Annotated in this window: 22 protein-coding genes; 14 read left to right on the top strand and 8 right to left on the bottom strand. The window is 38.2% G+C overall.

Features of this window, described 5'->3' with window-relative positions:
- Positions 1-7 precede the first annotated feature (7 nt).
- From priB to cysQ, 5 genes are all read left to right on the top strand, one after another.
- On the top strand, positions 8-325 hold the full coding sequence (priB, locus tag OO7_RS00505; RefSeq protein WP_008914008.1) for a primosomal replication protein N: 318 nt from the start codon (positions 8-10) through the stop codon (positions 323-325).
- A 4-nt stretch (positions 326-329) separates the two neighbouring features.
- A complete protein-coding gene (gene rpsR / locus OO7_RS00500) occupies positions 330-557 on the top strand; it encodes a 30S ribosomal protein S18 (protein WP_000135199.1) in 228 nt (75 codons plus the stop codon).
- Positions 558-595: 38 nt separating this feature from the next.
- A complete protein-coding gene (rplI, locus tag OO7_RS00495; RefSeq protein WP_008914007.1) occupies positions 596-1,045 on the top strand; it encodes a 50S ribosomal protein L9 in 450 nt (149 codons plus the stop codon).
- Positions 1,046-1,306: 261 nt separating this feature from the next.
- The gene (gene fklB, locus OO7_RS00490; RefSeq protein WP_008914006.1) at positions 1,307-1,927 is read left to right on the top strand and encodes a BamJ family beta-barrel-assembly machinery protein; all 621 of its coding nucleotides are present in this window, start codon (positions 1,307-1,309) and stop codon (positions 1,925-1,927) included.
- A 198-nt stretch (positions 1,928-2,125) separates the two neighbouring features.
- Positions 2,126-2,866, top strand: a complete 741-nt coding sequence (gene cysQ, locus OO7_RS00485) for a 3'(2'),5'-bisphosphate nucleotidase CysQ (protein WP_008914005.1) — start codon at positions 2,126-2,128, stop codon at positions 2,864-2,866.
- A gap of 147 nt (positions 2,867-3,013) precedes the next feature.
- Here the strand turns inward: cysQ and mqo are convergent, their stop codons facing one another.
- From mqo to OO7_RS00470, 3 genes are all read right to left on the bottom strand, one after another.
- A complete protein-coding gene (mqo, locus tag OO7_RS00480) occupies positions 3,014-4,507 on the bottom strand; it encodes a malate dehydrogenase (quinone) (RefSeq protein ID WP_008914004.1) in 1,494 nt (497 codons plus the stop codon).
- Positions 4,508-4,516: 9 nt separating this feature from the next.
- Positions 4,517-4,906, bottom strand: a complete 390-nt coding sequence (locus tag OO7_RS00475; protein ID WP_008914003.1) for a cupin domain-containing protein — start codon at positions 4,904-4,906, stop codon at positions 4,517-4,519.
- A gap of 586 nt (positions 4,907-5,492) precedes the next feature.
- Entirely contained in the window at positions 5,493-5,894 is a 402-nt protein-coding gene (locus OO7_RS00470) for a YgiW/YdeI family stress tolerance OB fold protein (protein ID WP_008914002.1), read from the bottom strand.
- 176 nt (positions 5,895-6,070) lie between these two features.
- Between OO7_RS00470 and qseB the strand changes: the two genes are divergently transcribed.
- Entirely contained in the window at positions 6,071-6,733 is a 663-nt protein-coding gene (gene qseB, locus OO7_RS00465) for a quorum sensing response regulator transcription factor QseB (RefSeq protein ID WP_008914001.1), read from the top strand.
- Positions 6,730-8,076, top strand: a complete 1,347-nt coding sequence (qseC, locus tag OO7_RS00460; RefSeq protein WP_008914000.1) for a quorum sensing histidine kinase QseC — start codon at positions 6,730-6,732, stop codon at positions 8,074-8,076. Before qseB ends, qseC begins: the two co-directional genes overlap by 4 nt.
- A 231-nt stretch (positions 8,077-8,307) precedes the next feature.
- Here the strand turns inward: qseC and OO7_RS00455 are convergent, their stop codons facing one another.
- Positions 8,308-8,868, bottom strand: a complete 561-nt coding sequence (locus OO7_RS00455; RefSeq protein ID WP_008913999.1) for a YtfJ family protein — start codon at positions 8,866-8,868, stop codon at positions 8,308-8,310.
- A gap of 378 nt (positions 8,869-9,246) precedes the next feature.
- Between OO7_RS00455 and OO7_RS00450 the strand changes: the two genes are divergently transcribed.
- On the top strand, positions 9,247-9,453 hold the full coding sequence (locus tag OO7_RS00450; RefSeq protein ID WP_008913998.1) for a DUF1107 domain-containing protein: 207 nt from the start codon (positions 9,247-9,249) through the stop codon (positions 9,451-9,453).
- Positions 9,454-9,626: 173 nt separating this feature from the next.
- Here the strand turns inward: OO7_RS00450 and paeA are convergent, their stop codons facing one another.
- On the bottom strand, positions 9,627-10,994 hold the full coding sequence (paeA, locus tag OO7_RS00445) for a polyamine export protein PaeA (protein WP_008913997.1): 1,368 nt from the start codon (positions 10,992-10,994) through the stop codon (positions 9,627-9,629).
- Positions 10,995-11,135: 141 nt separating this feature from the next.
- Positions 11,136-11,777, bottom strand: coding sequence for a peptide-methionine (S)-S-oxide reductase MsrA (gene msrA, locus OO7_RS00440; protein ID WP_043892613.1), 642 nt, complete (start codon positions 11,775-11,777; stop codon positions 11,136-11,138).
- 133 nt (positions 11,778-11,910) lie between these two features.
- Here msrA and tamA point away from each other — a divergent pair, with 133 nt between their 5' ends.
- Genes tamA through OO7_RS00425 form a run of 3 tightly spaced genes read left to right on the top strand, consistent with a single transcriptional unit; the run spans position 11,911 to position 17,783 of the window.
- The gene (gene tamA / locus OO7_RS00435) at positions 11,911-13,653 is read left to right on the top strand and encodes an autotransporter assembly complex protein TamA (RefSeq protein WP_043892612.1); all 1,743 of its coding nucleotides are present in this window, start codon (positions 11,911-11,913) and stop codon (positions 13,651-13,653) included.
- Positions 13,650-17,432: an autotransporter assembly complex protein TamB gene (gene tamB, locus OO7_RS00430; RefSeq protein WP_008913994.1), complete on the top strand. Its 3,783-nt coding sequence runs from the start codon at positions 13,650-13,652 to the stop codon at positions 17,430-17,432. Before tamA ends, tamB begins: the two co-directional genes overlap by 4 nt.
- A gap of 3 nt (positions 17,433-17,435) precedes the next feature.
- Positions 17,436-17,783, top strand: coding sequence for a gamma-glutamylcyclotransferase family protein (locus OO7_RS00425; RefSeq protein ID WP_008913993.1), 348 nt, complete (start codon positions 17,436-17,438; stop codon positions 17,781-17,783).
- A 232-nt stretch (positions 17,784-18,015) separates the two neighbouring features.
- Here the strand turns inward: OO7_RS00425 and ppa are convergent, their stop codons facing one another.
- Together ppa and fbp are read right to left on the bottom strand one after the other, a co-directional pair.
- The gene (ppa, locus tag OO7_RS00420) at positions 18,016-18,546 is read right to left on the bottom strand and encodes an inorganic diphosphatase (RefSeq protein ID WP_008913992.1); all 531 of its coding nucleotides are present in this window, start codon (positions 18,544-18,546) and stop codon (positions 18,016-18,018) included.
- A 250-nt stretch (positions 18,547-18,796) separates the two neighbouring features.
- Entirely contained in the window at positions 18,797-19,804 is a 1,008-nt protein-coding gene (gene fbp / locus OO7_RS00415) for a class 1 fructose-bisphosphatase (RefSeq protein ID WP_008913991.1), read from the bottom strand.
- A gap of 968 nt (positions 19,805-20,772) precedes the next feature.
- Here fbp and OO7_RS00410 point away from each other — a divergent pair.
- The 3 genes from OO7_RS00410 (at position 20,773) to OO7_RS17375 (ending at position 22,306) form a co-directional block, all read left to right on the top strand.
- Entirely contained in the window at positions 20,773-20,997 is a 225-nt protein-coding gene (locus OO7_RS00410; RefSeq protein ID WP_236620663.1) for a helix-turn-helix domain-containing protein, read from the top strand.
- Between the two features lie 185 nt (positions 20,998-21,182).
- Positions 21,183-21,728, top strand: coding sequence for a fimbrial protein (locus OO7_RS00405; protein ID WP_008913989.1), 546 nt, complete (start codon positions 21,183-21,185; stop codon positions 21,726-21,728).
- A gap of 53 nt (positions 21,729-21,781) precedes the next feature.
- Positions 21,782-22,306 (top strand): fimbrial protein, encoded by a 525-nt coding sequence (locus OO7_RS17375; protein WP_008913988.1) that lies wholly within the window; start codon positions 21,782-21,784, stop codon positions 22,304-22,306.
- Positions 22,307-22,308 lie beyond the last annotated feature (2 nt).

Raw genomic sequence — 22,308 nt, 5'->3', positions numbered from 1 at the left:
TGCGCAGGTGTTCACTAATCGTTTGATGTTAACAGGCATTGTCTATAAAGCATTGATTCGAAAAGTGAGTCCATCGGGTATTCCCCATTGCCAATTTGTTCTTGAACACCGTTCACAACAAATTGAAGCAGGGTTAACTCGGCAGGCATGGTGTAGAATGCCCATAATTGCAAGTGGACAAGCCTTACAAGCCCATACTCACAGTATAACGGTCGGCAGTAGGATTACAGTTACTGGTTTTATTAGCTCTCATGAAGGGCGAAATGGATTAAGTAAATTAGTACTACATGCCGAGCAGATTGATTTGATAGATTCTGGAGACTAGCCATATGGCACGTTATTTCCGTCGTCGCAAGTTCTGCCGTTTCACAGCGGAAGGCGTTCAAGAGATCGACTATAAAGATATCGCAACGCTGAAAAACTACATCACTGAAAGTGGTAAAATTGTACCAAGCCGTATCACAGGTACTCGTGCAAAATATCAGCGTCAGCTCGCTCGTGCTATCAAGCGCGCTCGCTACCTGTCTCTGTTGCCATATACTGATCGTCATCAGTAATTGGTACAGTCCATTAACGACTTTAAGAGGATAAGGTAATGCAAGTTATTCTGCTTGATAAAGTAGCTAACCTAGGTAGCCTGGGTGATCAGGTTAACGTTAAATCGGGCTATGCTCGTAACTACTTAGTTCCACAGGGCAAAGCTGTTCCTGCGACTAAGAAAAACATCGAATTCTTCGAAGCTCGCCGCGCTGAATTGGAAGCTAAATTAGCTGACGTTCTAGCAGCAGCTCAGGCTCGTGCAGCAGCAGTAACTGCACTGGGTTCTGTAACTATCGCCTCTAAAGCAGGTGACGAAGGTAAACTGTTTGGTTCAATCGGTACTCGTGACATCGCTGATGCAGTAACTGCAGCTGGCGTTGCTATCGCGAAAAGCGAAGTTCGCCTGCCAAATGGCGTTCTGCGTACTACTGGTGACCATGAAGTTCACTTCCAGTTACACAGCGATGTTTTTGCTGAACTGAACGTTATCATTGTTGGTGAGTAATCAATAGCGATAACAAGGCTAGTGAATTTATTCGCTAGCAAAAAAACACCGGTATATCCGGTGTTTTTTATTATCTAGATTTAGAATAATGAGTTAATTTGTTCGTTATTTCCAGTAGTTACATGTATACAGCCTATTTTTTTCCATTCTCTTATTTCCATCATTATCACGACCCTTTATTTTTTGCATTATCATTTGGGTTTACCCATAGTGATGAGGCTGTTATCCTTATTTTTTATCGAAAACTACACAGGTATTTTAATGTCAAACCAAAATTTTGATTCAATAGAAGCGCAAGCAAGTTATGGTATCGGCCTACAGGTTGGTCAACAATTACTAGAGTCTGGTTTAGAAGGTTTAAAACCAGAAGCAATTTTAGCGGGTTTGACTGATGCTCTAGAAGGCAATGCACCTTCTGTTCCTGTTGAAGCTTTGCATAAAGCATTACGTGAAATTCATGAACGTGCAGATGCAGTTCGTTCTGCTCGTCAAGAAGCAATGGCAGCTGAAGGGCGCACTTTCCTTGAAGAGAACCAAAAAAGAGAAGGTGTTTCAACAACTGACTCTGGCCTGCAATTCTCTGTGATCAAACAAGGTGAAGGTGCTATTCCAACACGTTCTGATCGCGTCCGTGTACATTATACTGGCCGTTTGGTTGATGGCACTGTTTTTGACAGCTCAGTTCAACGTGGGCAGCCAGCTGAATTCCCAGTAAATGGTGTTATCCCAGGTTGGATTGAAGCATTAACATTAATGCCAGTTGGCTCTAAATGGGAACTTTATATTCCTTCAGAACTCGCTTATGGTGAGCGTGGTGCAGGCGCATCAATTCCACCATTTAGCACTTTAGTTTTTGAAGTTGAGCTTCTGGATATTCTATAATTTATGATGTTATTCCGATTGTTTTTTTAGTTATTGTGGGTTATGTCAGCATAATTAACTATTAAATTATTTTTTTCGGAACATCAGAGTGCAAAAATAGCGGGTCGTAAGATCCGCTATTTTTTTGCATGTAAAAGAGTGCACCAGCACGGATAGGCTGTTAACCTAGCTTTAATAAGGGTGGGAAAGAGGTCAATCATGTTAGAACAAATTCGCCAATTAGCGCTTGATGCAGGTTCAGCTATTATGGAAATCTATAATGCACAAGAACCAATTCAGGTAGAACATAAAAGTGATAATTCACCAGTAACGAAAGCCGATATAGCCGCACACAATGTTATTGCGGCTGGTTTAGCGCGTATTGCGCCTGATATCCCACAGCTTTCAGAAGAGGCACCACCTGCTTGGGATGAACGTCAAGCGTGGCAGCAATACTGGCTAATTGATCCCCTTGATGGCACAAAAGAATTCATTCAGCGAAATGGTGATTTTACCGTCAATATCGCGTTAATTAGACAAGGTGTTCCTGTTATGGGGGTTGTTTACGCACCCGCAAAAAATTTGCTCTATTATGCGCAGGATCAGCAAGCTTGGAAGGAAGAGGGCGGTAGAAAACAGCAAATTCATCCCGGAGATGCAATACCACCTGTTATCGCCATAAGTCGTTCCCATCAAGATGATGAATTGAAAGATTATTTAATGGAGCTGGGTGATCATGAAACACTTGTTGTTGGGTCTTCATTAAAATTTTGTTTAGTTGCTGATGGTACAGCACAAATTTATCCACGTTTTGGGCCAACGAATATTTGGGATACTGCCGCAGGCCATGCGATTGCTCGAGCCGCAGGTGCAAATGTCATTGATTGGAATGGTAAAATATTGGATTACACACCACGAGAATCATTTTTAAATCCTGGATTTCGGGTTATGGTCTTTTAAATTGAGATAAAATTTAGCCGTGTTGGTCTTAAACCTAATAGGTTTTACTGATGTGGTTTTGCCTGTTCAAGAAATAAGACACACAATAAAGAATACTGTGTGTCTTATCTATTTATAGCATCTATTGATGCTGCAAATCATTTGTGATTAATTATCTAGCTTAAGCACTTTGGCTGTTGCTGCTCGAATATCAAGACACGCTTTTGCATCTTCTTTTAAATCAATTCCATAAGTAGGAATGATCTCTTTTAAACGAGCTTTCCAAGCATCAGATTCTAATTGGTCAGGGAAACATGTTTTGAGTATATTCAGTGCAATAAAGGCTGCCGTTGAAGCACCCGGTGAAGCGCCCATCAACACAGTGATTGATTTATCTTCACTGGTGATAAGTTCAGTACCAAACTCTAATACACCTTTTTTATCGTGATCTGGTTTGATGATTTGCACACGCTGACCTGCAACAACTTCTTTCCAATCTTCATGCTGCGCTTCAGGATAGAACTGCTGAAGCATCGCAAATTGGTGAGCAGAGGTTTGTAGAACTTGCCCAACGAGATATTCCGCTAAAGACCAGTTATCTTTCGCAACAGCTAACATTGGCTCGATATTGTTAAGTTTAACGGACTCAAACAAATCTAAATAAGAACCATGTTTGAGGAATTTACTTGAGAAACCTGCATAAGGTCCAAAGAGTAAAGAACGTTTACCGCCAATAATACGGGTATCTAAATGCGGTACAGACATTGGTGGTGAACCTTTATCTGCTTTTCCATAGACTTTGGCATGATGGCGAGCCGCAATTTCTTCGTTATCGCAGCGCAGCCAGATCCCACTAACAGGGAATCCGCCATAGCCTTTACCTTCAGGAATACCAGATTTTTGTAACAGCTCAATCGCTCGACCACCCGCACCTACAAAGACGAATTTAGCTAATGTAATGGTTTTTTCATGAGTGAGAAGATTTTTCACTTCAATTTGCCATCTACCATCAGTCGCTTTTTTCAGATCGATCACTTCATGTTTATAATGAACAGTGAAACCTGATTGTTTAGTGAGTTGCGCCATCAGCAAATGAGTTAGTGCACCATAATCGACATCAGCCCCTGTTGGAACACGCGTCATAGCAATCTTTTCATTTGCATCACGGCCTTCCATAACGAGCGGTGTCCACTCATTTATCTGTTTAGGATCATCAGTGAATTCCATATTGTGGTAACAATGATGAGCAGACATTTGCTTAAAGCGCTGTTTTAGGAATTTGACATTATCTTCACCCCACACGAAACTCATGTGTGGGCATGGATGAATAAAATCACGGGGATCTGCTATTTTCCCTTGAGTTACAAGGTAGGACCAAAGCTGACGCGATAAATCAAATTCAGTATTGACTTCAAGCGCTTTACTGATATCTACAGTACCATCTGGATTGGGTGGCGTGTAGTTCATTTCACAGTTGGCAGCGTGACCTGTTCCCGCATTATTCCATGAATAAGAGCTTTCTTGAGCACAATCATTCAATCTTTCAAAAACAACGATGTTGAGATCTGGCTCAAGCTCTTTTAAAAAGGTGCCAAGGGTTGCGCTCATAATTCCAGCGCCAATTAATGCAATATCAACCTGTTCTGTAATCGGCTTACTCATTAATAACTCCTATGATTTAGCGGGTTTGAAGCAGAGGTTAGTACCTTCTTGATATACAACATAAGCTCGACGCCATGGTTCATCACCAATTAAACGCCATTTGTGCCCAGTCCCCGTATTGTCTTGAGCGAGTAAGATATCACCGGGCTTGATAATAAAGGTTGAACCATCTTTAGTTTCAAACTCTAACGTACCGGAAAGCGTGATAACATAACGTGGAACAGGATCTTGGTGCCAATCAAAAGAGCCGCCAGAGCTTGTTTCACGGAAAGAAAGTTCATTAACGGCAATTGCAGGCGTTTCATTATCGCCTCTTGCTTCCCCACTTAGCTCAATAGTTCCTTCTTCAAACAAAGAGTTACCATCTTCACCAGTCCACATACGAACGCAACGTATCATCTTATGGCTCCTAATTAAATTTTATATTGCTAAACAAAAGGATCGTTATTAAATATTATTGCGAAATAGCATGAAAAATAATCATAAAAAGAATGTATATTCAATGTTAGTTCATCAGATAATAACAGGATGCTATTTTAGAGCTAACATTTAACTTAATTTAAGTGGTAAACAAAAATTGTTCATCTAAGCTATTCCCATGAAAAATAGTGTGTTTGGGATCATTTAGTCTAATTAATTTAATAGCTAAGGGTATATTTTGAAAGAAATATTCTATTCTTCCATTGTATCTTACTCTTATCGAAATAAATACTGTAGGAATTCGTAGGCTTTTTTTAGACAATATTAATGATAGAAATAGGAAATATAATATTTAATTAAGATGGGGATGTTTTTTTATTCATTAAAAGCGTTGGTTTATAATTAAAATATAGAAATAATATTATTTAATTTTTGTTTTTCATTCTAATCAAGAAAGTATTTAGCTGAATATATAATAATTTTTTAGCTTTTTAAGTTTTATCAATGAAGAAAGGTGGCTCAATATAATCGCCACCTTTATCTGAGAAAAGAGAGAGTTACATCACTATTTGATGATTTGAATGTGTTTCACATCAACTTCAAATGAATCTCTGTCTTTATCAATCTTACCACGAATTTCAACTTTATCTTTTGGCGTGACAGTCAAGCCATTCCAGCGTTTTGGACTAATTTCAATACGAATGGTGCCGGTATTATCAGTAAACTCGTAATGTTTTCTGTCTAGCTGCTTAACGATATTACCTTGTAAGACAACCCGAGCGTCATCCGATAATTCCAGTGCTTTCGCAACAGTTGTTTGACCGCTCATTGGCCCTTTAAAGCCACCCGCTTGCTGATTTTGGGTTACCGTCGTTGTCGAGCCAGGTCCTTCAAAACCACCGTTTACTGCTAATACAGGTGCAGAAGCTAATGCTGCAATTAAAGCGATTAAAGGTAATTTTTTCATTATGATTTTCTCCACTAATAACTAGGAATTTGTTTCTGCTGTTATTAAAGCAAGAAATTCTTAACGAAATCTTAAGAACTCAAATAAAAAAATATATTTTTAGTTTGCTTTATTATCGCTATTCATCATTAAATTAATCGTATAAATATAATAATGTCAGGCAATAAGGGAAATTTATGCGGATCTTACTGATAGAAGATGATCGATTAATTGGTGATGGTTTGAAAGTTGGTTTAAGCCAACTTGGTTTTACCATTGATTGGTTTACAGATGGAAAGCAAGGGCAAATTGCATTGCTTGATACGCCTTATGATGCCGTTATCTTAGATCTTTCTTTACCCAGTATCGATGGTTTAGACATTTTAAAATCATGGCGACAAGAAAGTCGTGATGAACCAGTGCTCATTCTGACTGCAAGGGATGCTCTTGATCAAAAAGTAGCGGGATTACAGCAAGGAGCGGATGATTATCTTTGTAAGCCATTTGCTTTAGCTGAGGTCGCTGCGCGCTTACAAGCTTTGATTCGACGACGTAGCGGGCAACTCTCTCCCACATTAATTCATGGTGATGTCGAAATGGATCCCGTTGCTATGACGGTGACATGTTGTGGCGAACCTGTTGACCTAAAAAGCAAAGAGTTATCATTGCTCTCATTATTTTTACACAACCCTCATAAAGTATTATCACGCGCATTAATTGAAGAAAAGTTATATAACTGGGATGAAGAAGTATCCAGCAATGCTATTGAAGTACATATTCACCATTTACGACGCAAATTAGGGAATACGTTTATCCGAACTATTCATGGTGTTGGTTATCGCCTTGGAGATTTGCCGTGAAGACGTTCAGTTTACGCCTCAAATTGGCATTAATGTTATTGCTTTTAGCGTTGATGACTTGGGGAGCTGCAAGCTTATTGGCGTGGCATCAAACTTATAAAACCATTAATGAATTATTTGATACGCAACAGATGGTTTTTGCAAAGCGCCTCTCCGTTTTACCTTCTGATCTTGATTTTAACGGTATTTCTCTGCTGAAAACCAAAAGGACATTACGCAAGAATCGTGGTCATCAAGATGATGATGCTTTAGCGTTTGCTATCTTTACCCCTCAAGGGGAAATGGTGCTTAATGATGGTGATAATGGACGAAAAATTCCCTTTGAATTTCGGCGAGAAGGCTTTAGTGAAGGAAAAATCAAAGGGAGCAGCGATCCTTGGCGCTTTGTGTGGTTAAAATCACTTGATGGTCAATACATCATTGCTGTTGGGCAGGAGTGGGAATATCGCCAAGATATGGCAATGGATATTATGATTGCGCAATTTGTCCCTTGGCTGATTGCTTTACCTTTAATGTTAATTTTATTTTTATGGTTACTCACCCGGGCCTTGCGTCCATTGCGTCAAGTGGCAGCTCAATTATATCAACGCAAACCAAATGATTTTAGCGCTGTTCATGTTAAGCGTTTACCGAGTGAAGTGAAGCCAATTCTGGATGCGCTAAATAGTTTGTTTGCGCGGATACAACTGATGTTTTCTCGGGAAAGACAATTTACATCCGATGCCGCCCATGAATTGAGAAGCCCATTAGCTGCGCTGAAAGTGCAAACCGAAGTGGTACAAATTGCTGGGCAAGATGCTGCTATTCGCCAGCATGCGGTAGCAAATTTGTCTGAGGGAATAGATAGAGCAACTCGTTTAGTCGACCAATTACTCACCCTTTCTCGTTTAGAGTCATTATCTCAGCTTAATGATATTGAAGCGCTGTCATGGTGCGATTTAGTTGATGCTTCAATACATGATATTAAATCAGAAGCTGATGCCGCGAAAACCTCTATTCAGGTAGATGTGATCAGTGAACCGCCTATTATACAGGGGCAACAATTATTGCTATCTATTTTACTGCGAAACCTATTACATAACGCAATACGTTACGGTAAATCTGGCGGACATATTGAAATAAAGGTCTATGCCGACCATCTTGTTATTCAAGATGATGGCCCTGGCGTTGAAGCCAATGTCTTGAAACGGTTAGGTGAACGTTTTTACCGCCCGCCAGGTCAAGAAAAAACAGGAAGTGGATTAGGTTTATCTATAGCCACAAGAATTGCACAATTACATCAACTAGAATTGTTATTTTCAAATGGTGAGCGAGTTGGCTTTTGCGTGAAAATAGTGTGGTAAACCAAAATTATCTATTTTCAGGATGCATAATGACCTTACAATAATGATTGTTTATTTGAAAATTATAATTAATTATTCACCTTGTAGTTCTTCGGGTAAACAATCGTATGCAGAATAACATACTATTTTTAAGGAAATATGAAAGAGAACGTGGTTTATATGAAGATTATCAGCCCACACTGGATATTGAGGTGAGCTGATCTGTTTTTGAACTTAAATTTAACAGTAAGGCTATTGTGCAAGTGTTGATTGAATGAGTTTAATAACCTTGTTGGTTTCAGCTTCCGTTAATGCCCCATCCTTAAAAAATAACACTTTTCCTTGTTTGTCCAATATGATAATGGCAGAACTTTCTGGTGCAAGATCCCACGCTTTTTTGACAACACCATCACTATCTACAATAAATTGCGAATAAGGGAACTCTTTTTTGCTGTCTTCTACACTATTACTGACAAATACACCTGTTCCGAAAATAGCATCATCCGCATTAATAATTGATGTTGTCTGATAACTATCATGAGGAAACTGTGCCTTTTTAATCGCTTCAATCAGTGGTGCATTCAGCTCTTTTGCTGAAGAACGTCCTGCAATATGTTGCACTGTTCGCACTTTGCCTGCGAGTTGCTGGCTTTGCCAATTTTGGTATGAAAATTTCCCCTCATTATTTAGAACCATTTCCCCTTTATCCGATACAGAAACTGCTGGAACGGGTTGATTCAATTGAATTTGGCTTGCTAAGGCCGTTGAAGAGAGTGTGAGTGCGCAGATGAATAGAAAACCTTTTTTAATCATGTGATTATCTCATATTTAGTGAATGTTATTAGACAATAAATTAGGTTGTAATTAGCTATTATTGTGCTTGTTTATCTTATGGTTTGAAGGTGGATTAGATTGTCTTCATTTATGAATAGCCACCAAATTTAGAAAAAATATTTAAGGCCTACAGATACAGCATAGCTCATCCGATGAGTTATGTGCTAAAAATTAACATTTTTGTAAAAAACAGCATAATAACAAGGTATTTAATCTTTTTGACAGAGATTATTTAATGTCATTTTCTGTAAATTTATTGAATAAAATTGCAATTATCGAACCAAAATGAAAATTATTAGTCTATTATGAAGAATCGGTATAAGTGATTAGATATCGTAAGACGAAAGGAAAGTTCTAATGAAAATTTTTAACCGTTATAACCCATCCAAAATAGCACTTTACGTGAAAACACTGTTCCGCGGTCGCCTCTATATCAAAGGGTTTGGTGCCTTTGAATTCAACTATGGCAAAATATTACCGCCAAAAGTTGAAGATAAGCAGCATTTCAATGTTATGAGTGAGGTTAATAAACAAGTTCTTATCTTACAATCTGAATTGGGGTAGCGAGTTACTGCTAGCTTGATATGCTTTGAATGATAAATGATTTAAATCACATTTACAGGGCTGAAATAATAAGTCGAGTGAATTGAGTTAACGAAACATTCAGAGGATAAAGAGCGAAAAGTAGCGCCACACAGAGGTGGCGCATAAAGGAAAACGGCTACGTCATTATTGGATTATTTTTTTGTTTCTTGTGTTGAGTTTTGTGCGTTAGCCGTTTCCGTGCTGTTTATTCCAGGTTGCACGACTACAGGCCCAGGCGGGGTGGTAATCCTTGTCACAAGTAATTGATCTATCTTGTAGTTATCAATATCAACAACTTCAAATTTATATCCCGCATATTTCACAAAATCTGTCCGCTTTGGTACTTTTCTAAGACGGTACATCATGAAACCGCCAATAGTTTCATAGTTACTGAAGTCAGGGAATTCATCAATATCTAAAACACGCTGCACATCTTCTATTGGTGTTCCACCCTCAACCAGCCATGAATTTTCATCACGAACAACAATTTGTTCTTCTTGACCAGGACCAATTAAATCGCCCATCAATGTGGTCATAACATCATTAATCGTGATAAGTCCCATGACTAATGCGTATTCATTGAGGATGACGGCAAAATCAACGCCACTTGCTTTAAAGGCTTCCAGAGTATCAGACAGAGATAACGTATCTGGGATCATTAATGCATTTTGGATTTGAACGCCATCTTGTAAGTTTAAACTTTGACCATTTAACACGCGATTAAGTAACACTTTAGAATCAACGTAACCAATAATATGGTCAATATCACCATTACAGACTAAAAATTTCGAATGTGGCTCAGTTGAAATTTTATGTTTAATGCTCTCTTCTGACTCATGTTTATCAAAGAAAATAATATTTTCTCTTGGTGTCATCGCTGAAGGAACGGTACGTGATTCAAGTTCAAAGACATTTTCAATCAATTCATGCTCTTGTTTACGCAGAACACCTGCGACGGCGCCTGCTTCAACGACTGCGAAAATATCATCTGAGGTGATATCTTCATTACGAGCAATAGGGAGCTTAAATATTTTAAAAATAAGGTTAGCAAGCCCATTAAAAAACCATACAAGTGGGCTAAGTGCAACTAAGCAAAAACGCATTGGATTAACAATACGGACAGCAATTGCTTCCGGTTTTACCATGCCGATACGTTTAGGTGTGAGGTCAGCCACTAAAATAAATAAGCTGGTGACAATAATAAAAGAGATGATTGATGCAGTTTGTTGCGCCCAAGCAGGCGATAAAAACTTAATAAAAATATCTTGCAAAGCCGGCGAAAAAGCAGATTCACCAACAATACCAGCTAAGATTGCGACAGCATTAAGGCCGATTTGCACGACAGTAAAAAACATGCCCGGCATTTCTTGTAATTTCAAAACATGTTGCGCATTGATATTACCTTCATCAGCCATTAACTTGAGTTTGATACGACGAGAGGCCGCCAGAGATATTTCTGACAAAGAAAAAAATGCGCTAATTGCACATAACAAAAGAACGATAAGTAAACTATTAAGCATAAATTATCCAGATGAAACCTTCAGAGATTGATATCCAACCTTCTGAAGGTCATTGTTTCCACTTCACAGATAAATAAAAGGGCGCAGGGTGCGCGAAATTCGATTAGTGGCGATATTATAGCATTAGGTTAAATTATCTGCCTAGTTTATGTTCTGTGGTGCTAAGCAAACGCCAATTCCACCAAGACCACAATATCCTTCAGGGTTTTTGTACAGATATTGTTGATGGTAATCTTCTGCAAAATAGAACGTATTGAGTGGCTGGATCTCGGTAGTGATAGGGCGTAAATCACCTTGTGCTTTCATTGCTTGCTGATAATCTGCTAGTGTCTTTTGTGCTTGTTGCAATTGTTTTTCAGATGTTGTGTAAATAGCAGAGCGATATTGTGTTCCAATATCACCACCTTGACGCATACCTTGAGCAGGGTCGTGGTTTTCCCAAAATAACTTTAATAGATCGTTATAACTTATCACTTGGGGATCAAACACCACTTTGACGATTTCAGTATGCCCAGTTAAGCCTGTGCAGACTTCTTCATAAGTCGGATTATGTGTAATTCCACCACTATAGCCCGCAGAGGTGGCATAAACGCCATTTTGTTGCCAAAATAGGCGCTCGACGCCCCAGAAACAACCCATGGCAAAATAGGCAGTTTCCATATTTTCAGGAATATTATCAATCGAATGATTATTGACTGCATGATATGGTGAATGCGGCATTGTGTTTTCTCTGCCGGGCAAAGCGTGTGAATTATTGACTAATTGAGACTTATTCGACGGCATAATAGATTCCTATATGTGGCAGTGTGCAATTTAGGTAAAAAATAGGATAAAAACTTGTATCTATAATTTATTTTACTCAAAATAAATCGATATGGAGCATTTAGTCAAATTATCAATGATCTTAGGAGTGGGCGTGCACAAATCCCCTATCATCTGTTTTCTCTGCTTAACGGCGGTAGTTCCCGTAGCTTACGGTGTGAATCTTCGCCTTAATATTGAAGGGCTTGAAGGGCAATTAAATCAAAACGTCCGTATTCAACTTTCTAATATTTCTCAAGACGAAGTGCAGCCAAACGGTCGCTTTCGTGCTCGCGTTGAAAAAGCGATTAAAGAAGGTTTGAAACCATTAGGTTACTATGAACCAAAGATTACTTTTAGCTATCAAGAGAATACACCTCCGCAACGCTCGGTATTAACAGCTAAAGTGGTACCTGGTGAACCTATTTTAGTGAGAGGTGTTGATGTTGTTTTAGAAGGTGGTGCAAAGGATAGTCCTAGCTACGCTAAAATGATCAAAGAGAACACACCAAAATATGGCACCATTCAAAATGATGGCGAATACGAAAGCTTTAAAGGTAAATTTAGTAGCCTTGCTGTTCGTGAGGGTTATTTTGATGCAATAATGGAAAAAAGCCAGTTAGGTATCTCCTTAGAAAATCATGCTTCTTACTGGGATTTTGTGTTTAATAGCGGCGAACGTTATCGTTTTGGCGCTATTTCTTATCAAGGTTCACAAATTCGTTCTGATTATCTGGATAACCTTGCACCTTTTAAAGATGGTGAATATTACACATCAGAACAATTAGCCGAGTTTAACCGCAGATTAGTTGAAACAGGCTGGTTTACTTCTGCAATTGTGACGCCAAATATTGCCAAAGCTCGCGAGGAACATACTGACTTGTTGCCAATGGAAGGGGTCATGATTCCTAGGGCAAAGAACTTTGTTGAGCTTGGTGGCGGTTATGCAACGGATGTTGGTCCACGAGTTAAGGCAACATGGAATAAACCGTGGGTGAATTCTCGTGGACAAAGTATTACCTCAAATATTAGTTTGTCACAACCTGAACAAATCATTGACGCAAGTTATAAAATCCCTCTTAAAGCGAACCCACTTGAGCAATATTATGCCGTTCAAGGTGGCTATAAACGTACCGATTTAAATGATACTGAATCTGATACCACAACATTAAATGTGTCTCGCAATTGGGATTATTCAAGCGGCTGGCAATATGGCGTAAATATGCGCTGGATGCTCAGCCACTTTACACAAGCAGATGTCACTAATACAACAATGCTGCTGTACCCCGGCGCAAATGCTAGCCGTATTCGCCAGCGCGGTGGTGTTATGCCGACATGGGGTGATAGCCAACGTTATTCTATTGATTACTCAAATGAAATTTGGGGGTCAGATATTGATTTCCTCGTCTTACAAACTAAACATGTGTGGGTTCGAACACCGTGGGAAGGCCACCGTTTTGTATTGAGAGGAAATTTAGGCTGGATTGAAACAAATAGCTTTGACAAAGTTCCGCCAGATCTCCGTTTCTTTGCAGGTGGTGATGGTAGCGTTCGCGGCTATGGTTATCAAAAAATTTCACCTGAAGATCGTAATGGTAAATTGACTGGGGCTTCAAAACTGGTCGTAGGTTCTGTTGAATATGATTATAACTTCTCAGGTAATTGGTGGGGCGCGGCTTTTGTTGATTCAGGGGAAGCGGTCAATGATATCAAAAAAAGTGACTTTAAAACGGGGGCGGGTGTTGGTATCCGCTGGGTTTCACCGGTAGGGCCTATAAAATTTGATATTGCCACTCCGATCGGAGATGCAGATAACGATAGAATTCAATTTTACATCGGATTGGGGACAGAGCTATGAAATGGATGAAGTGGTTAAAGTGGATAAGTTTTACCATTTTATTCATTTTAGTTTTAATTCTAGGGACATTAGGTTGGGTACTTGGAACTCAATCAGGACTGCATTTTGCGCTTAATAATGCTGTGAAATTTGTGCCCGGGTTAGACATTCGCCATATTGAGGGTGATATTAATAATCTAACCTTAGAAGGTGTGAAATATCAGATGCCGGGTGTTGATGTCGATGCGCAAAAACTACACCTTGCTTTGCGTCTTAAATGTTTGACCAGCCGTGAATTATGTATTGATGACCTTTCAACTGAAAATGTCATTGTTTCTGTTGATACGAGTAAACTTCCTCCTTCGGAAGAGACTCCACCTTCAGAGCCATTGACGGAATTAAATGCACCGCTAACGATTAGTCTGAATCAATTACTATTAACATCCACACAAGTTACTGTTGATGGAACCCAAATTGATTTAGAAAAATTCAGAACAGGGATTCATTGGCAGAAAAAAGCATTAACTCTCTTACCAACAGATATTATTGATTTAGCAATTAATTTACCTGTTAATGAAGAAAAGAGTGCTGAAAAACAGCCTGAAAAACCTGCTGTAGAAGCTAATCCTAATGAAACTGAATCATTAGGCGAAACATTAAAGGCGCTATTTGCCAAGCCATTACTCGCTGAACTACCTGAAGTTATCCTACCTGTAGACCTTGATATCAAAGGAATTAATGGTTCGAATTTGAAATTAACGGGTAGCCAAGATGTGGTTATTAATAACTTAAATATTAGCTTATCTAATAATGGTCAAGATGTCTTACTAAAACAGTTTGCCATTGATTCACCGCAAGGGAACGTCTCGTTGTCTGGTGAAGTCGCATTGAAAGAAAAGTGGCCAGTCTCTTTATCATTAACGGGTGAAAGCCATCTTGATGACCTTGATGGTCAAAAAGTTGACCTTTCTCTTAAAGGCGGTTTGTTAGAGGAGTTGGCATTAGCGCTGAATTTAAGTGGGCCAATTAATGCCACACTTGATGCACAAACTGACCTCGCTCAGGCTGATTTACCAATTCAGCTGACATTAGAAAGCCAAACGTTAAGCTGGCCTTTGGTTGGTGAAGCACAATATAAGCTTGATAATACTCGATTGCGTCTAAATGGCCGACCTTCAGCTTATGATTTATCACTACGTTCCGCAATTACTGGGCTGGATATTCCACCCTCAACCTTGATGTTGGATGCAAAAGGTAATGAACAGCAAATTAATCTTACCCGTTTGCGATTAGCTGCATTAGAAGGCCATGCGGATATCACGGGGGTTGCTGATTGGAGTAAAGCCATCAGTTGGAATGCAGTTTTAACCCTTTCAGGGATCAATACCGTTAAACAATGGCCAGAATGGCCAGCGAAAGTTGATGGTAAAATAGCAACGCGAGGAAGTTTATACGGTGGTAGCTGGCAGCTACAAATTCCTGAAATTATTTTAGATGGTAATGTTAAAAATAATATCTTGAAGGCTCGCGGGCAAGCCGAAGGGAATGCTGCGGGACAATGGAACATTCCTGAGCTAAAACTTGCACTTGGTAAGAACCAAATTGATGTAAAAGGTAGCCTTGCAGATAAATGGAATTTAGACGCTAAAATTAATGCACCGGGTTTAGGCGGCGTTCTTCCGGGATTAGGTGGGGTTATTCTTGGTGACATCAAATTACGAGGTGATTTAGCTGCTCCACAAGTGACGGCTGATTTAACGGCTAAAGGCGTTAAATGGCAAGATGCTCTCTCTGTTGATGATATTGTTATTAAAGGTAATATCTCCTCAGGCGATCAAATTAGTGGTGATTTGTCCGTGGTTGTTCGTCAGCTTAAACAAGCTGATTTATTGATTAGCCAACTGACACTTGATGCAAAAGGGACTGAAAAGCAGCATACAGTTAAACTCAATGTGAAAGGTGAACCAGTTTCAGGCCATTTAGCGCTTGCTGGTGGGTTTGATCGCCAAACGGAAGTGTGGAAAGGTAACTTGAGTAACACTTTGTTTGAAACGCCAGTGGGTGACTGGCAATTGAGCAAGCCTATGTTACTTGATTATGCGAACCAAACTCAGGAAGTGACCATAGGTACACATTGTTGGGTGAATACGAATGCCCGTTTGTGTGTGCCAAAACCAATTAAAGCCGGTAAAAACGGCAGTGCAGATATCGTCCTTGAGCGTTTTGACCTTGCTATGTTGAAACCATTTTTGACTGATGGCACACGAGTTAGCGGTATCTTCAGTGGTAAGGCGAATGTTATCTGGAAAGATGATGGTAGCATGCCACAGGCTAAAGTTGATTTAAATGGTAACCAAATTAAGGCAGTGCAAGTTTTACAAGGTACGCCGTTACCACTTGAATTTGAAACGTTAACGCTAAATGCTGCTCTGAAAAATGGTAAAGCAGATTTAAATTGGTTATTCAAAATTGCGGGTAATGGGCAATTTAAAGGAAATGTGCATATTTCTGATCTTGAAAAGCGCCGTCAGCTTTCAGGTAATATAGAAATAAATTCGATCACGTTAGCACTGATTAAACCATTATTGGGTGAAAAAGAGGTCGCTAATGGTAATTTAAATGCGAATTTACGTCTGGGGGGTACAGCGAATAACCCATTGTTAAATGGTAATTTATCGTTATCAGCCTTAGAAGTTAAATATTCTATGATCCCATTTGATATTAAGAGTGGGAATTTGGGTATTGTCTTTAATGGCACAAATTCCACGATGAATGGGCAAATCAATACACCTGAAGGTTACCTCAATATTAGTGGTGATGCAGATTGGCGTAATATTGATGCTTGGCGAGCAAAAGTTATGGCTGTAGGAAATAATTTGCGTATTTCAATGCCGCCAATGATTAAGGTCGATATTCAGCCTGATATTGTCTTTGAAGCTTCACCAACATTACTGACCTTAAATGGTAGCGTAACGATCCCGTGGGCTAGAATTACAGTTCAAGAATTACCTGAGTCTGCTGTGGGCGCATCTTCTGATGTTGTCATGCTTGATAAAAACCTTAAGCCTATTGATAAAGTGAGTACGCCTATTCCAATTCAAACTGATCTCGAAATCAAGATTGGTAATGATGTGAGATTGGATGCTTTTGGTCTAAAAGCGCGCTTAACGGGAATGTTGAAGGTACTACAAAGCAAACATGGTCTAAACTTAAATGGGCAGATTGATATTCCATCAGGACGTTTCCGTGCTTATGGTCAAGATTTGATTGTACGTAAAGGGCAGATCCAATTCTCTGGGGCACCGGATCAACCTTTCTTAAATCTAGAGGCTATTCGTAATCCTGATAATACCGCAGATGGTGTTATTGCGGGCGTAAAAGTGACTGGACTTGCAGATAAGCCGAAAGTCGAGATATTCTCAGAACCAGCCAAAACACAACAAGAAGCATTGTCCTACCTATTACGTGGTGAAGGGCTTGCAAGTGGAGATGCGAATGGCTCACAAATGACATCAATGCTAATTGGCCTAGGTGTTGCGCAAAGTGGGCAGCTTGTCGGTAAGATTGGTGAAACATTTGGCGTTTCTGATTTGGCGCTCGATACGCAAGGGATTGGTGATAAATCTCAAGTCGTAGTGAGTGGTAAAATTACCAATGATTTACAAATTAAATATGGTGTTGGTATATTTGATTCATTGGCAACATTAACGTTACGTTATAGATTAATGCCTAAACTATATCTGGAAGCCGTGTCTGGTGTGAATCAGGCGCTGGATCTCCTTTATCAATTTGAGTTTTAAAATATGCGAGTAATTGTTTATGGCAGTTTAAGGCGTAAGCAAGGAAATCACCACTGGATGACGAATGCTCAACTACTAGGAGAGCATAAGTTAGATGGTTATGAGATTTATGATCTTGGGTATTATCCTGCTGTCGTCAAAGGAGACGGTGTGATTGAATGCGAGGTTTATCGTATTGATCCATCTATTTTAACTGAGTTAGATGAGCTAAAGAAAAATTCGCAAGACTATGTTCGGGAGTTAATCCCAACGCCTTATGGTAATGCTTGGATTTATCTTTATCGTCATTCTGTTGATGGTTTACGCCGCATTAAAAGTGGTGATTGGTTGAAACGCGACGAAGAACAGTAATCGCTCCTGTTCTACTACAAGCGGGCTTGTGGTAGAAGCTTACTCAATTTCAATGCACTATTACGAAAGTAGTAAAAAAGGGCTCTGACATGATTGTCAAAGCCCTTTTTATTCTAAATCTTCATACAATATCATTGAATTTTAACTAAAAAGCCCTTCATTAATCAATGAAGGGCTTTGGTATAGGCTATCCATATTGAGGATAGTGATAATTTAACTAATAATAGCTAAATTATTTTTTAGCAGCGCGTTCGAAAGATGAGACAATTTCTGCTTTAGCAGCTTCAACATCTTCCCAACCATCAACTTTAACCCATTTACCTTTTTCTAAATCTTTGTAATGCTCAAAGAAATGCGTGATTTGTGCACGCAGCAATTCTGGCAAATCATTCACATCTTTAATGTGGTCATATTCTTTGCTCAGTTTGGTATGTGGTACAGCAACCAATTTAGCATCTTCACCTGATTCATCAGTCATTTTCAACACGCCAACAGGGCGGCAGCGGATCACTGAACCTGGTTGTAATGGATAAGGTGTTGGAACAAGAACGTCAACTGGGTCACCATCAAGAGATAGTGTGTTGTTAATGTAACCATAGTTACATGGGTAGAACATAGCAGTAGACATGAAACGGTCTACAAACAGAGCACCGGATTCTTTATCAACTTCGTATTTGATAGGATCTGCGTTAGCAGGAATTTCGATAATAACGTAGATATCTTCAGGCAGATCTTTACCTGCCGGTACATTGTTCAGGCTCATGAAAAAGTATCCTTTATGTTAAGAACTAATACCCCAATCCCACTTTAGGTTGTATCAACATTTGTAGTATCTAATAACGCGACTGAATTACCATTTTTACAAAATAGAAGATACTTGGGATATAACGTGGCCTTTATTATAGCCGTAAAGAAGCATAAAACTCACTAGTTGATGGGGAATTCATGAAAAAAAGCGGGTGGCGGGTGACAAAAAAGGCGGGATAACCCCACCTTTTTGGATTAAAACGAGATTATTCAGCGTCTGGGAATTCACGCATAAATGATTCAGCTTTCTCAACCATAGATTTTGTGCCGACAAAGAATGGCGCACGTTGGTGAAGTTCACTTGGAATAATATCGAGAATACGCTCATGCCCATTGCTTGCTTTACCGCCTGCTTGTTCAGCAAGGAAAGCAATTGGGTTGCACTCATAAAGTAAACGTAATTTACCTTTAGGATGACTTGCAGTGCTTGGATAAATGTAAATACCACCTTTGAGCAAGTTACGATGGAAATCAGCAACTAATGAACCAATATAACGTGTCGTATAAGGACGACCAGTTGCTTCATCTTGTTCTTGGCAGTATTTAATGTATTTCTTCACACCCATAGGGAACTTAATATAGTTTCCTTCGTTTATGGAATACATTTTACCTTCGGCTGGGAACATGACTCTTTCATGAGATAAGCAAAATACGCCTAGTGATGGATCATAGGTAAATGCATGAACACCACAACCCGTTGTATAAACCAACATGGTGGATGAACCATAAACTACATATCCCGCTGCAACTTGGCGATAACCGGGTTGTAAGAAATCGGCTTCAGTAACAGATTGACCAATTGGCGTAATGCGGTGGTAAATAGAGAAAATGGTTCCAACGGAAACGTTTACATCAATATTAGAAGAACCATCCAATGGGTCCATTAATACGACATACTTAGCATTTTCTGCACGATCACCTTCAAAAATAACGATTTCATCTTCTTCTTCAGAGGCAATACCTGCAACTTCCCCGCGTGCTTTCAAAGCCGCTTTCAGTTTTTCATTAGCATACAGGTCAAGTTTCATTTGGACTTCACCTTGCACGTTTGAAACACCACTTGTGCCTAGGATATCGACCAATCCAGCTTTGTTAATATCGCGATGAATAATTTTAGCGCCCAGTTTGATTGCTGACAGTAATGCTGTCAGTTCTCCGGTTGCATGAGGAAAATCTTGTTGCTTATCGACGATGAATTCGCCTAATGTTTTCATGACGAAGGTCCTGAATATAATTGACAGAGGTTTACATTGGGGGGGATTGTACCCTTGCGCGGGCACTTTATCTATAGTTAGCCACTTCATACTTTACACTAAGCCCTTGTTGGCTAGATTCTGTAATCAAAATCACATTCTTATGTATGCTGTTACTTACTTGGGATACTCATAAAATTATTGTTATATCAAAAAAATGATGGGTATGAATTAGCCGTTTCTAATATCTGACTTAATACATCATACTTAATATAAGAAGAGAAGCTTAGCTCAGTATTGTATCAAATGGTTGTATTTAAAATAAAACGACAAAATATGAACCTATAGACTTAGCGATATAAGGTATTAGATTTATCTCATGGTATAGATATAGTTAATAGATAAGTTAAATAAAAATTTTTACCTAAGCTAAATGTTATATGGGTGTATACTTAATTAATATATACCTATAGTAAAAATATTAAAAAAGTTCAATTCATATCATGTTGATTTAAATGATTTATTTATTTTTATCCATGTTTTTCTGACTAATTTTGTTACATTTATACTCCTCTATGTTTTAAAAAGTATTAATAATTATTTTTTTAGATTAAAATATTGTTTTTAATCTGAAGTCGGGTATTATTTGGTATTAAGTGCTATCTTTTTGTGATGCTCTAAATTAACTAAATTTATGACATTACTATCTACTTGGCTCGGCAATCTATACTCTTATTTGGTGTGTAATATTTTGGGGAAATATTATACATTCTTAATTTTGAGTAATTTGATTTCATAAAGTATTTCAAGTAAATTCTTTAAAAGAAGGCGCAATGAATTAAGAAATATTATTTTTTATACTTAATAAATAATTAATCAAATAGGATATTATGAATAGTCTATGTGATAAATATACTAAAAATGGTATCAGAAATCTTTTTTCAAAAGCAATTGGGAAAGAAATAAATAGGCTTCGAAAGAATAGGTCAATGACCGGAAAAGAATTAGCATGCTTATTAGATATATCACAGCAACAAATATCTAGATATGAATGTGGAGTTTGTAATATTACTGTAGATAATCTAATTATTATATTAGATATTCTCAATGTATCTGTTGATGAATTTTTCAAAAAAGTATATCTAAATGTTTTTGATAGTGAAGAACCAGAAGCTAAAAAATTCTTTAATCCATTTGTTTTAATGGATAATTAATCGTTTATTTTTAATAAACTAATTTTTATTTAAATTTTTAAAATGAATAAATACAATATCTCCTTATTATTATTTAAGGGGGATATTTTGTTTATTTTATCATAGAGACGAATAAATATTTATCTCTTGTATTTTAAAAAATTCATCCGTTAATTAAGATGTTATTTCTATTATAGAGGAAAGCTATGAAAAAGGTTATTTTTGCTACTTTGATTACTGCTGCAATGAGTTCATCAGCCTTTGCTGCTGGCCAACAAGGTCAAGGTTCAGGACAAGTTAAATTCCATGGTTATATTATTGATGCACCATGCTCAATTGAATCACCAAATCCAATTGAAGTCGATTTTGGTCAAATTTCTCGTAAAGTACTGGCTGCTAATAACAACACTGGTGAAAGCCATATCGAAACATTTAGCATTGAATTGGCTGACTGTGATGTTAGTGATTTAGCTGACAAACAAGTTACCACTACATTTAGTTTCACTGATGCAGGTGCAGATACTAACCTAGTTGGATTTGATGGAAAAGATTCTATGGGTGCTGGTATTGCAATCATTTCAGGGAATAATAAAGTAGAAAACAATGTTGCAACTAAACCACATAAATTACAAACAGGTCCTAACTCTCTTGAGTTTTCTTCTTATGTGAAAGGTTTAGGCGGTACAGGTGATAATGCTGTCAAAGTTGGTGAGTTCTACGCAACAGCAAACTTTACCCTAGCATACCAATAAGAAATATCGGGTCAGTTATTTCTATAGAACTGACCCGCTAATTGGATTTATTAATGAAAAAATTAATGCCTCTTTTATCACTATTTTTAATTTCTTTTAATATTTACGCATCTGCTATTCAGGGATTTGGTCGGGTGAATATGAAAGGAACTATAGTTGAAACACCTTGTTTAATTGATACAGGTAGTGATGATCAATCTATAAATTTAGGTGTTATTCCAATTTCATATATATCTCAAAACGGTGCTTCACAAGAAAAGAAATTTTCAATTAAATTGATTGATTGCCAATTAGTTTCATCCGTGAATGAAAATATTCAATGGGAAAATTTTGAGGTTACATTTAATGGAGCTAGTAAAGGTAATTATTATACTGTTAATGGAGATGCAAGAGGGGTTGTTTTACAAATAAAAGATATTAATGACCAAACTGCTGTGCCAGGTAAAAGTATGGATAAAATAAAAATCTCATCTGGCGATATGTTTTTAGATTATAAAATTAGGCTTGTTGCTGATGGCTCTGATGTAAGAGCAGGTGATTTTCATACTATTATTATTTATAAAATTAGCTATTACTGATT

This window comes from Providencia sneebia DSM 19967 (genome assembly GCF_000314895.2).
Lineage (GTDB): Bacteria > Pseudomonadota > Gammaproteobacteria > Enterobacterales > Enterobacteriaceae > Providencia > Providencia sneebia.
The sequence above is the reverse complement of the archived record's forward strand: the minus strand, read 5'-3'. Positions and strand labels throughout refer to the sequence as shown.